Below are 12,532 nucleotides of genomic sequence, written 5' to 3'. Positions count from 1 at the left end.
CGATTTGACAATCAATTAAACATTAGTTATTAAAAAAACAACAACTGACAACTAAGAAAATTATGATAGCAAACAGACGCTTAACTACTGAACAATATCAGGAAAATTTTGCAGACATTCACCCACCGTTTGATAATCGCGAAGGAGCTATAATAGAGGCCAATCGTTGCATAATGTGCTATGACGCACCTTGTATAAAGATGTGTCCGACGCATATTAACATTCCGAAGTTTATAAAGCAGATAGCGACAGATAATGTGAAAGGCTCGGCTCGTACCATTTTTACAGATAATATTATGGGCGCAAGCTGTTCCAAAGTTTGTCCTGTGGAGAAATTATGTGAAGGCTCTTGTGTTTATAACCTTCTTCACGAAGAACCGATTCAGATAGCACGTCTACAGAGATATTCTACTGAAAAAGCAATGTATAACAACTGGCAATTGTTCGAGAGAAGACCTTCTCTTGGAAAAAAAGTAGCGGTTGTAGGAGCTGGTCCTGCAGGATTGGCTTGTGCTTTCTATTTGGCGAAGGAAGGTGTTGATGTTACCATTTTCGAGAAAGAATCAAAAGGCGGTGGTCTTATGACTTACGGAATCGCAGCCTACAAAGTGACACCGGAATTCTGCGAAGACGAAGTGAAATATATCACATCCATTGGCGGAATCGATATCAGATACAACCAGGAATTAGGAAAGGATATTCATTTGAAAGAATTGCAGGACAATTTTGATGCAGTCTTCCTTGGTATCGGTGTCGGAGTTGCGAGAAGACTAGATATTTCCGGCGAAGATTCTGAAGGAGTTGAAGATGCGATTTCTTATATCTATAATCTTAGAACCAATGATTTTTCAACTGTCCCTGTTGGTGATAAAGTTGTTGTGATTGGTTTGGGAATGACAGCGATAGATGCGGCAACTCAGGCAAAAAGATTGGGTGCAAAAGATGTGACGATTGTTTACAGAAGAACCGAAAACGAAAAACCTTGCACCGATGTAGAATTAGATATTGCCAAACTGGACGGTTGTAATATGGAATATCTTGCAGCACCGAAAGAAGTTTATGCTGATAACGGAAATGTAAAATCTTTGGTTTGCAGCAGGATGAAATTAGGTGATGCTGATGCTTCCGGAAGGAGAAGTCCTGTGGAAACCGGCGAAACCTTTGAGATCGAATGCGATATGATCATCAAGGCAGCCGGGCAAACACCATTCGAAGGATTAATTTCCAGTTACGAATTACAGAATTCTTATGGGAAAGTTTCCGTTAATTCCGCTTATGAAACCAACTGGAAAGGTGTCTTTGCTGGCGGAGACTGCATCAATGGCGGAAAAGAAGTTGTGAACGCTGCTCAGGATGGAAAATTGGCAGCACGTTCCATTTTAGAATACATGATGAATTAATTAATTCACAATTTAAAATTTAAAATTAAATCAATGGCTGATATTTCTTGTGACTTTTTAGGTATAAAATCTCCTAATCCTTTTTGGCTGGCTTCAGCACCGCCAACAGATAAAAAAGTAAATGTAATGCGTGCGTTTGAAGCAGGCTGGGGCGGCGTTGTTTGGAAAACATTGGGTTCCCAGGTAAAGAACGTTTCTTCCCGTTATTCTGCAATCAATTTCAATGGACAGCGTGTTGCAGGTTTTAATAATATTGAGTTAATTTCTGACAGACCTTTGGATATCAATCTCAGGGAAATCGAAGAAGTGGTAAGGGAATTTCCGGACAGAGCGATGATTATTTCGTTAATGGCAGATAACACAAGAGAAGCGTGGCACGAAATGGTAAAACGCTGTGAACAGACAGGCGCTCACGGCTTCGAGCTCAATTTTGGTTGTCCTCACGGGATGACCGAGCGCGGAATGGGTGCAGCTGTCGGGCAAGACCCGGAAATTGCAGGAATGATTGTGGAATGGGTAATGGAGGTCGCCACATTGCCGGTCATTACAAAACTGACGCCTAATGTTCATTCCGTGGTTCCGACAGGAAGAGCGGCAGTCAATGCCGGAACCAATGCATTATCTTTGATCAATACCATCCAATCTGTTACAGGAATCGATTTGGATACGTTTGTTCCGAATCCGAATGTTGGCGGACAATCTGTTTTTGGTGGCTATTGCGGACCGGCAGTTAAACCGATTGCACTTAAAATGCTGACAACCATTTCGAAAGATCCTGTTACTTCCCAAGTTCCGATTTCAGGAATCGGCGGTGTTTCAACCTGGCAGGATGCGGTAGAATTTATGTTGTTGGGTTCTACTTCCGTTCAGGTGTGTACAGCTGCGATGAAATATGGATTCAGAATTGTGGAAGATTTATGCGAGGGTCTCAATAACTGGATGGACGAAAAAGGTTTTGAAAAAATCACAGATTTCGTAGGCAAATCAGTTCCTACAATGACCGAATGGGAAAAACTTGACCTCAATTTTCACATTGTTGCTAATATCAATCAGGACAAATGTATCCATTGCGGATTATGTCACATTGCCTGCGAAGACACATCACATCAGGCCATTTTCAAAGGTGACGGAATGCCTTACAATACTTACACCATCAACGAACCGGAATGTGTTGGCTGCAACCTTTGTAAGCTGGTTTGCCCGGTAGACAACTGCATTACAATGGAAGAAAAACGTGTTGCTCCGGACTATCTCAACTGGGTTCAGTTCCAGGAACAGGGTTTGCCGCTGAATGATCATTAATTAGGATTTATTAAGATGAATATAATTGCACTATTTGGAGATAATAGCGTTGGAAAAACCCATACTTTTAATATTTTATATGATGAATTATTAAAAATAGCAGGAGTTACCAGTACAGGTAAAACAGCTTTTGGTAAGAGGGATTTTGAAGATATATTAAATTTTCCATTAGGAAGAAAAGTTGCTCTTTTCTCTATGGGAGATTATTCTAAAGCTACTATTGAGAAGATTAATAAATATAATTCTTTAGGTATAGACACTTTTGTATGTGCTTGTAATAATAAATTTAAGAATCCTATAAAGCTAATAAGCACATTCCCAAATAATATTTACTACAAATCAACTACAATGATTAAGGCTGATTATAATACTCTAAATATGACGGATGCTTTAAATTTAATATCATTAATTTAGAATTTATTTATGAATATTAATCATTTACGCCTCGAAAACTTCTTCACCGAAATGTCCAAAATCGGGAAAATCGGTGAAACAGGAACTAATAGACCTGCGCATTCTCCTGACGAAAAAAAAGCATTTGAACTCGCTTCATCGTGGATGAAATTTGCTGGAATGACAACCAGAATTGACAACTTTGGGAATCTCATCGGAAGGTTAGAAGGAACTAATCCTGATTTGCCGGTTCTGATGGTTGGTTCACATCTCGATTCTCAGCCTTATGGCGGAAGATATGACGGTGTTGCCGGCGTTCTTTGTGCGATTGAAGCGGCTATTACAATGCAAGAGAAAGGATTGAAATCCGAAAGAACTTTAGAAATCATTTCTTTTGCAGATGAAGAAGGCTGGCGCTTTAACAAAGGTTTGTTCGGCTCGCGAGGAATTCTAGGAAGACTTGAAGAAGGCGAATTACAGAGAACAGACGCCAATGGAATCACAAGAGAACAGGCTCTGAAAGAATTTGGCTGTGACATAACAAAATTCAAAGAATCGGAATATAGAGCTGGAAGCATCTATTGCTACCTTGAACTTCACATTGAGCAAGGTCCTGTTTTGGATATTCAGGAAAAACCGATTGCTGTGGTTTCGGGTATTTCCGGTCCGATTTGGCTGACCGTAAAACTGAAAGGAATGGCTGGTCACGCCGGTTCTGTTCCGATGCCAATGAGAAAAGATGCTTTGGTTGGCGCATCGGAAATCATTATTGCCCTTAACGAAATTGCCAATCAAGTCCCGGGAAATCCGACAGTTGGAACATGCGGAACAATCAAGGTTTTTCCTGCTTCCAGAAATATTATTCCCGAAGAAGTAGAATTTACGTTGGATTTGAGAGACATCGATCTGGAAAGAAGAAACCATTACGAAAAACAATTATTAGATAAAATTGATGAGATTTCCAAAAAACATGGATTATCTTATGAAATATCCGAAGACTGGAAATCAGAACCGCGATATTGTGCGGATTGGATTAAAGATATCATCCGGAATAATTGTGAAAAAATCGGCTTACAAGATACACCGGAACTAATGAGCGGTCCTTTTCACGACGCAATGGCAATTTCTTATGCCTGCGATTACGGGATGATTTTTGTCCGCTGCAAAGATGGCATTAGTCACAATCCATTGGAGTATTCTTCGCCAGAAGATTTGGCTTTAGGAGCAGAAGTTTTGTACGGAACTATTCTGGATATTTTAAAAATCGAAAAATAATATCCTGTATCAATCTTTTTAATTTCTAAAGTCCCTAAATTTGGGACTTTAATTTTGAATATAATGAAAATAGTAGCATTTGCCGGAAGTAATTCCCGAGAATCCATTAATAAGCAATTAGCAGAATACGCAGCAAAACAATTCACAGGTGCAGAAGTAGAAGTTCTGGACTTGAACGATTACGAGATGCCAATGTTTAGCGTGGACAGGGAAAAGCACGATGGAATCCCGACTTTGGCATTGAGATTTGCAGAGAAAATAGATTCATCCGATTTGTTGATTATCGCTTTAGCAGAACATAACAGCTCTTATACAGTTGCTTTTAAAAATGTATTCGACTGGGTTTCCAGAATCAAAGACAGAAAACATTTTGGAGAAAAACCGGTATTTCTTTTGGCAACAGCAACAGGTCCTGGCGGTGGAAGACACGTGGTGGCTGCTTTCGAGCAAAGATCTAAATCCAGTGGCGCTAATATCCTTCAAAGCTTCTATCTTCCTAAGTTTAAAGAGACGTTTGATTCTGAAAAAGGTATTATAGATGAAGAAAAGTATGCTGAATTTCAGGAGAAATTATCTGCTGTTAAAAACTTTTTTGGATAAGATTTTGGATATTAATGTTAAGATTGCTTAACTTTGTCATCAAAGAAAGAAAATGAAAATCATACAAGTTCATTTCCAGCCGCAACCTAATTCTTGTCAAAAGAATTACACAAGCGCCTCTGAACTTGTCAACAAGAATAACGGCCGATAATCTCTAAGATTGTCGGCTTTTTTATTGTCCAAAATTGAAAAAGTAAGTTTGAAATAAATCTAATGAATTCCAAGATTCTTTCGGGTGTCAAAACCTGAAAGAATCGAAAGAATCACAATTCTGAAAGTAAAAATGAGCAATACCTATAAATCAGCCGGTGTAGATAAAGAAGAAGGTTACAAGACTGTTGATAAAATCAAATCTGCCGTTGCTGAAACCCATAACAAAAATGTTCTTAACAATCTTGGAAGCTTTGGTGCGTTTTACGAAATCGCAGGTTACAAGAATCCGGTTCTGGTTTCCGGAACAGACGGTGTTGGAACCAAACTAAAGGTCGCTCTTGATTCTAAAAAGTACGACTCTATCGGTATCGACTGTTTCGCAATGTGTGCGAATGATATCCTTTGCCATGGCGCAAAACCATTGTTTTTTCTGGATTATCTGGCTTGCGGAAAGCTGGATTCTGACATTGCAGCAGAAATTGTTTTGGGGATGGTCAATGCATGCAAGGATAACAATTGTGCTTTGATTGGCGGAGAAACTGCTGAAATGCCGGGGATGTATCAGCCGGGCGATTACGATGTGGCTGGATTTTGCGTAGGTATTGTTGAAAAGGATCAGATTATAGATGGTTCCAAAATCAGAAAAGGTAACAAAATCATTGCGATTCCAAGTTCTGGATTTCATTCCAACGGATTTTCTTTGGTAAGAAAGATTTTCTCCGATTTCGAAGAAGAATTCGAAGGGAAACCTTTGTATGAGACATTACTTGTTCCTACACGATTATATTACAAAGACATTCACAAAGTTTTAGAAGAAGCGCCACTTTACGGGATTGCACATATCACAGGAGGCGGATTATACGAGAATGTTCCGAGAATCATTCCGGAAGGGCTTTGCGCAAGTATTGATGAATCTAAAATTAAAGTTCCAACAGTGATGTTAGAACTGGAAAAACGAGGAAACATCGACAGAAAAGAAATGCACGGGACGTTCAATATGGGTGTAGGTATGGTTTTGGTAACCGATGCCGAACATTCTGAAAAAATTCTTGACCTTTTGGAAGATGCTTACGAAATTGGGGAAATAACAGAAGATTCTGAGAAAATTAAATTGTATTAAACACAAAGTCACAAAGCCTTTGCACAAAGAGCTCAAATTTGCGAACCTTGTGAATCCTTTTGTGTCTTTGTGGTTAGATTATGAAGAATATAACTATTTTAATTTCAGGTTCAGGAACTAATTTGCAAAGAATTATTGACTGCATTGACAATGGTAAAATCCGGAATGCGAAAATCAATCAAGTCATTGCTGACAGAGAATGTTTCGGATTGGAAAGAGCAGAAAAACATAACATTCCGAATCAATTAATCAAGCGAGGAAAGGACTTTTCTGAGAATTTAGAAAAAGCAATTCCCGAAAATACAGATTTGATTGTTCTGGCAGGTTTTCTATCGATTTTAAAACCAGAATTCTGCGAAAAATGGAGCGGAAAGATTATTAATATTCATCCGGCGTTGTTGCCCAAATTTGGTGGAAAAGGAATGTGGGGCCATCATGTTCACAATGCTGTGATTGAAGCTGGCGAAAAAGAAAGTGGTGCAACTGTTCATTTTGTGACTTCGGGAATCGATGAAGGCAAAGTTATTCTGCAGGGAAAATTTGATATTGATGAGCATGATACAGCTGAAACATTAGCTCAAAAAGTTCATCAGATTGAATATGATATTTTCCCAATAGCCATTGATTTGGTTCTTAATAAATAGACTTTATTAAGTTAAAGTAAAAATTATATTTTGATTCATAAAATATTTTGATATAGTAGTTTATGAATTTTAATTCAAATTAACTTTAATTTTTAAAAACGAAACTAACAGCTCCGTTGGAGCAATCTAATAATAGAAATCCGGAGGTGAAAGAACCGGTAAATCACAGTTTGAATAAAGCTGTAAAAAGTAAAATTGAAAGAAAGAATGAGTAAAAAAAGAGCATTGATCAGTGTTTCTGATAAAAGCGGTTTGGTAGATTTTGCCAGATTTTTGGAAGCTAACAATTACGAACTGATTTCCACAGGCGGTACTTTCAAACATTTGAAAGACGCTGGACTTAATCCAATCCAGATTGATGAAGTGACCGATTTTCCAGAGATGCTGGACGGAAGAGTGAAAACGCTTCATCCAAAAGTTCACGGCGGATTGTTGGCGGTTCGTTCCAACGAGGAGCATATGAAAACAGTTCAGGAGTACGAAATTGGACTGATTGATATGGTTATTGTAAATCTTTATCCGTTTTTTGAAAACGTTAATAAGAATATTTCTCTTGACGAAAAAGTAGAATTCATCGATATTGGCGGACCTTCTATGTTGCGTTCTGCGGCTAAGAATTTCAATTCAGTAACAGTTTTGACAGATGTTAATGACTACAAAATTGTTCAAAATGAAATGTCAGAAAACGGTGATTCAGCCATCGAAACCAGAAAAAAACTGGCCGGAAAAGTATTCAACCTGACCTCTGCTTATGATGCAGCGATTTCCAGTATGCTTTTGGATGAAGAATATCCTACTTATTTGAATGCTTCTTACAAAAAGGTTTCTGACCTTAGATATGGTGAAAATCCTCATCAGTCTGCAGCTTATTATACTTCGACTTTCGAAAATGGTGCAATGAGAGATTTTGAGATTTTGGGCGGTAAAGAATTGTCTTTCAATAATCTTCGTGATATGGATTTGTGCTGGAAAGTCGTCAACGAGTTCAAAGAAGAAATGGCTTGTTGTGCCGTTAAACATTCTACGCCTTGCGGTGTTGCGGTTGGAACTTCAGCTTTGGAAACTTACACAAAAACTTTTGAATGTGACCCGATTTCTATTTTTGGTGGCATCATTGGAATGAATTATAAAGTAGACGCTGCAACAGCAGAGGAATTAAACAAAACCTTCCTTGAGATTGTAATGGCGACTGACTTTGATGATGAAGCTTTGGAAATTCTTAGAAAAAAGAAAAACCTTAGAATCATCAAAATCAAAAATTCAGTTACCGATAAACAGGTTTGGGTAAAAATCGATGGCGGAATGCTTGTTCAGAATGCTGATGATCAATTTTCAGACGATATCAAATTAATGACACAAACGGCTCCAACAGAAGAGCAGAGAAAAGCTTTGTTATTCTCTCAAAGAGTTGTTAAATATGTGAAATCCAATGCAATTGTGGTCTCAAACGGTGTTCAGGCAATCGGAATTGGCGGAGGACAGGCGAACAGAATCTGGGCAACACAACAGGCCATTGAAAGAGCAAAAAAGAAATTCGATGGCGAATTGGTTCTGGCTTCGGATGCGTTTTTCCCGTTCAGAGATGTAGTGGATTTCTGTGCTCAGGAAGGTATCAAAGCGATTATTCAGCCGGGTGGAAGTATGAAAGACAATGATTCTATCGAAGCAGCGAATGAGCACAAGATTCCGATGTTGTTCACGGGAATGAGACATTTTTTGCATTGATTAAGCTTAACCACAAAATCACAAAGATTTTAACACAAACACAAAGTTTTTTATTCTATGTGAGTGTCGGGTTGAGCGTAGTCGAAGTCTTGAAATATAAATTTAAACCCTTTCAGAGTTTCAAACTCTGAAAGGGTTTGTTTGATAATTAATAAAATCAACTGTAAAAATTATCATTCATTCGGTGGATTTCTGATTATGATGAAGTATCGATTTTTTGTTTAATTAATTTTATATTTCTGATAAAATTTAGCTTCAAAAGTCATTCAAAAATCGAAATAATATTTACATTTGAGACCAAATTCTGGATATGAGTATTTTCAATGATACAAAGCTCGCATTTGCTGATAAAACGGATGCTCAGCTCAAAAAAGCCTACTGGATGTTCAAAGCGATTGAACAGCCTGCATTGACCAATATTGGTGTTTCTCTTCTCAATTTTACCGTTAAGAACAATTTTCCGTTTGTGGATGGGATTGTGAAGCAGACTTTATTCGAACAGTTTTGCGGTGGCGAAACCCGTGAAGAAAGTATGAAGGTTGTGAAGCAGATGTTCAAACGTGGCGTTGGAAGTATCTTCGATTATTCGATTGAAGGTAAAGAAGAGGAAGAGGTTTTTGATGCGGTTTGTAAAGAGATTAAAGATATTGTCAGATTTTCTGTAGGAAATCCAGCGATTCCGTTTATTGTTTTCAAGCCAACAGCTTTTGGGAGAATTGATATTTATGAAGAAGTTGGAAAAGGGAAAGAATTAACAACAAGCCAGAAAGAAGAATGGAATAGAGTAGTTCAGCGTTTTGATGAAGTTTGTCAACTTTGTTTCGAAAGCGATAAAAAAGTAATGGTAGATGCGGAAGAAACCTGGATGCAGGATGCGGCTGATCAACTTTGCGAAGAAATGATGGAGAAATACAATAAGGAAAAAGCCATTGTCTGGAACACAATCCAAATGTACAGAACCGGTCGTCTGGAATATATGAACGCTCATCTGGAAAGAGCCAGAGAAAAAGGTTATTTCATTGGTTATAAGATTGTTCGCGGTGCATATATGGAGAAGGAAAGAAAAAGAGCCGAAGAGCAAAATTATCCGGATCCGATCCAGCCAACCAAACAGGCAACTGATGATAATTACAATGCCGGAATCGATTTTGTAATGGCGCATCTGGATAAAGTTTCAGCATTTTTCGGGACGCATAATGAGAAGTCAACTGAGCTGGTGATGGATAAAATGAAAACTAAAGGGTTGGAACACGATAATCCGCATATTTATTTCGGGCAGCTTTATGGAATGAGTGATAATATTACTTATTATCTTGCCGACAAACATTATAATGTTGCTAAGTATCTTCCATATGGACCTGTAAAAGATGTTGTTCCTTATCTTACAAGACGTGCGCAGGAAAATACCTCTGTTGCCGGACAAACCGGAAGGGAATTAGGATTGATACAAAAAGAATTGAAGAGAAGAAAATAGAAATTAGAAAATCCGCCTCACAGCGGATTTTTTAATTTTCTCTAGTTAATCTATCAAGTTCTTTTAATAATGTTGGGATTCTATGTTCACCACTCATTTCTTTGATTTTTTCAGAAGCTTGAACTAAGTCAATTCCGACCGAAGTTATAAATAAAGGATTTTTGCTTTTTCCCCGAAACAATTCTATTCTATTTTCGTCAATTGTTGCAAAGTCTTTTTTGGCAACACCTATGATTGGAATTTTTTTATCAAGTTTTTCGTAAAGATATGCACCAAGACCAAACTTATTCTCATCATTTAAAAATACAAAACCGTCAATAATAATTGCAGTAATCTTTTCTAATTCTATCTTTGACAAAAGACTGAGAATACAAGGAAGTTCCCTTTTGTAAAATTCTCCGGAAACATATTCTTCAACATCATAAATTATTTCTGTATAAACATTATAATTATCTTCCATTTTCCAATCTTCAAAACTTAGACAAACTGTTTTGGCTTTATTGTTAAAATAATAAGTATCAAACGCTAAAATCATAAATTCTTTATTTAATCAATTTTAGACAGGCGTATGCAATGTTTCATATTCCTCAGGAGGAAAACCCTGATAAGAGTAAAAGTTTCCATTATATTCTACTTCTGAATAATCGGTGTGGACGCAAAATGAATCATAACCAATATTTTTTCCTCGTACAATTACTCCTCCTTTCCCTCCACAATGACCCCATAGAAGTAAAACAACCTTTATTTCTTCGGTATTTAAAGCAATATTTTCATATGCTTTTTGTATTAGTGGAAATTTAAATTGATTTTGTTTAAAGTCGTAATCATTAACTGTATACAAGATTTCCTCAATAACAAAAACTTCAATGGCTGTATCAAACTTTATATTTTTTCCATAATTATTGTAATCACAAATATTTTTAAATAAGATTGTAACTCTTTCATCATAAGAGTATTCATAGATTAATTTTAGAATTTCTTTTGCGAAATTTTCCGAAACTAAAATATATAAATCGGGGTTCAATCCTTTTTCTACATCATCAATCTGGGATTTAAACAATCTCATAAATTCTGAATCACTATTTTTCCTATTTAAATAGTGTTTCACAATATTTTGAGGAATTTCAATACCTGTCTTTTCTTTAAAATACTCAAATTTATTATTCATCATTTGTTAATTAAGATTAATCATTTCTTCTTCTCCGCTTTCACAGCCTGCCGAGCCAACAATTTCCAGCCACTTTTAGTGTTCTGCCAAACGTACAAAATATCCAGACTCACTTCTCCGGGCTCTTTTCCTAAGTCTGCAGTTTTAGCAAACAAATGATTTCGGACAATTGCAGTTTTATCTACGATTTGAATATTTTGATTGGTGTTTTCAATCGTCAGGAAATTTGATTTTTTGCTGAGCAATTTTTCTACAAATTCTTTAGCATCATCAATGTGTCCGCCGGAATGGCCGTAAGTCAGTTCCGGAAGAATCAATGATTCTAAAACAGCTTTATCACCACTGATCATTGCTAATCTGAGTTTTTCTGACACTTCGGCAACCGATTGTTGATCGTTATTTTTTTGTGCAAATAATATCGACACAACAAAAATGCTGAATGCTAAAAAAAATTTCTTTACCATAATTACTTTAATATTTGAATCAAAGATAATCAACATTCGTTTTTAAAGTTATTCAATTTTGATTTTCCGCATCGGTTACTTTATAAGTATCCTCAATTACAGCATCTGGAGACGCATTTTCAAATTTGATTTTCTGTGGTTTCAAATGAAACGTTTTTTTTGTGGAAGGCATTTCTTCTTCTATTGTATTGATAAGCTCCTGAAATAGTTCTCCTTTCATCACATCATAATCAAGAGATTGATGGCTTCCGGCGCCCATATTGAAAGTTTCGATATTGGTTAAAAGCAAATCTTTACCGAAATATTTGTAATGACTGAAAAGATTACCACTTGGACCAATCCCATAAAGTTGAATGCTCAAAATACCCTTGTCAATAGAAACATCTTCTGTGTCATAAAATTTGAAATCACTGTCGTTATATTCTGCAGGCATTGCAAGATGCGAGATTTTATCCAACCGATATGTTTTATCTTGATTTTGTAGAAGTACCAGCATAGAGCGAGGTGCCGTTTTATTTTTCTTGTCTTTTCTTACAATGACAATATCATCTAATTTATCGCCATTCAAATCGCCATCTGCTTGATATTGTATTTCGAAAATATCAGGTTTGATGATGAAATCTTCCACTTTCTTTCCGGTTTTCGGAAAAACATAAGCCGGGTCTTCATCGGGCTCATCAGATTTATTTTCCAATGTTTCTGTTTTGGGAACTGTTGCCTTTTCTTGAGGAATTTTCTCTTTCTTGTTGCAACTAAAAATTATTATAAGTGCAGATATAATTAAAACTGGTTTTTTCATCATAGTCAGTGTTAG

General features: G+C 36.8%; 13 protein-coding genes. 9 read left to right on the top strand and 4 right to left on the bottom strand.

Annotated elements, in window-relative coordinates; genetic code table 11:
- The first annotated feature begins 62 nt into the window (after positions 1 to 62).
- From AC5P2S_RS10885 to AC5P2S_RS10845, 9 genes are all read left to right on the top strand, one after another.
- Positions 63 to 1,400: an NAD(P)-dependent oxidoreductase gene (locus AC5P2S_RS10885; RefSeq protein ID WP_494554839.1), complete on the top strand. Its 1,338-nt coding sequence runs from the start codon at positions 63 to 65 to the stop codon at positions 1,398 to 1,400.
- A 33-nt stretch (positions 1,401 to 1,433) separates the two neighbouring features.
- The gene (gene preA / locus AC5P2S_RS10880) at positions 1,434 to 2,702 is read left to right on the top strand and encodes an NAD-dependent dihydropyrimidine dehydrogenase subunit PreA (protein ID WP_283418124.1); all 1,269 of its coding nucleotides are present in this window, start codon (positions 1,434 to 1,436) and stop codon (positions 2,700 to 2,702) included.
- A gap of 15 nt (positions 2,703 to 2,717) precedes the next feature.
- Positions 2,718 to 3,116, top strand: a complete 399-nt coding sequence (locus AC5P2S_RS10875) for a hypothetical protein (RefSeq protein ID WP_494554838.1) — start codon at positions 2,718 to 2,720, stop codon at positions 3,114 to 3,116.
- 9 nt (positions 3,117 to 3,125) lie between these two features.
- A complete protein-coding gene (locus AC5P2S_RS10870) occupies positions 3,126 to 4,370 on the top strand; it encodes a M20 family metallo-hydrolase (protein ID WP_494554837.1) in 1,245 nt (414 codons plus the stop codon).
- 63 nt (positions 4,371 to 4,433) lie between these two features.
- Entirely contained in the window at positions 4,434 to 4,970 is a 537-nt protein-coding gene (locus tag AC5P2S_RS10865) for an NADPH-dependent FMN reductase (protein ID WP_494554836.1), read from the top strand.
- 283 nt (positions 4,971 to 5,253) lie between these two features.
- A complete protein-coding gene (purM, locus tag AC5P2S_RS10860) occupies positions 5,254 to 6,243 on the top strand; it encodes a phosphoribosylformylglycinamidine cyclo-ligase (protein ID WP_494557022.1) in 990 nt (329 codons plus the stop codon).
- Between the two features lie 80 nt (positions 6,244 to 6,323).
- Entirely contained in the window at positions 6,324 to 6,887 is a 564-nt protein-coding gene (purN, locus tag AC5P2S_RS10855) for a phosphoribosylglycinamide formyltransferase (protein WP_494554835.1), read from the top strand.
- Between the two features lie 207 nt (positions 6,888 to 7,094).
- On the top strand, positions 7,095 to 8,612 hold the full coding sequence (gene purH / locus AC5P2S_RS10850; protein ID WP_494554834.1) for a bifunctional phosphoribosylaminoimidazolecarboxamide formyltransferase/IMP cyclohydrolase: 1,518 nt from the start codon (positions 7,095 to 7,097) through the stop codon (positions 8,610 to 8,612).
- A 310-nt stretch (positions 8,613 to 8,922) separates the two neighbouring features.
- On the top strand, positions 8,923 to 10,086 hold the full coding sequence (locus AC5P2S_RS10845; protein WP_283418130.1) for a proline dehydrogenase family protein: 1,164 nt from the start codon (positions 8,923 to 8,925) through the stop codon (positions 10,084 to 10,086).
- A 31-nt stretch (positions 10,087 to 10,117) separates the two neighbouring features.
- Here the strand turns inward: AC5P2S_RS10845 and AC5P2S_RS10840 are convergent, their stop codons facing one another.
- Genes AC5P2S_RS10840 through AC5P2S_RS10825 form a run of 4 tightly spaced genes read right to left on the bottom strand, consistent with a single transcriptional unit; the run spans position 10,118 to position 12,520 of the window.
- Complete coding sequence (locus tag AC5P2S_RS10840) at positions 10,118 to 10,621, bottom strand: endonuclease V (protein ID WP_494554833.1); 504 nt, start codon at positions 10,619 to 10,621, stop codon at positions 10,118 to 10,120.
- Positions 10,622 to 10,642: 21 nt separating this feature from the next.
- A complete protein-coding gene (locus AC5P2S_RS10835) occupies positions 10,643 to 11,257 on the bottom strand; it encodes a hypothetical protein (protein WP_494554832.1) in 615 nt (204 codons plus the stop codon).
- Between the two features lie 17 nt (positions 11,258 to 11,274).
- The gene (locus AC5P2S_RS10830; protein WP_494554831.1) at positions 11,275 to 11,718 is read right to left on the bottom strand and encodes a nuclear transport factor 2 family protein; all 444 of its coding nucleotides are present in this window, start codon (positions 11,716 to 11,718) and stop codon (positions 11,275 to 11,277) included.
- A gap of 52 nt (positions 11,719 to 11,770) precedes the next feature.
- Complete coding sequence (locus AC5P2S_RS10825) at positions 11,771 to 12,520, bottom strand: hypothetical protein (RefSeq protein WP_494554830.1); 750 nt, start codon at positions 12,518 to 12,520, stop codon at positions 11,771 to 11,773.
- Positions 12,521 to 12,532 lie beyond the last annotated feature (12 nt).

The organism is Epilithonimonas sp. 33E (assembly GCF_059372615.1).
Note: the sequence above shows the minus strand (reverse complement) of the source record. Positions and strands in the feature narration are given on the sequence as shown.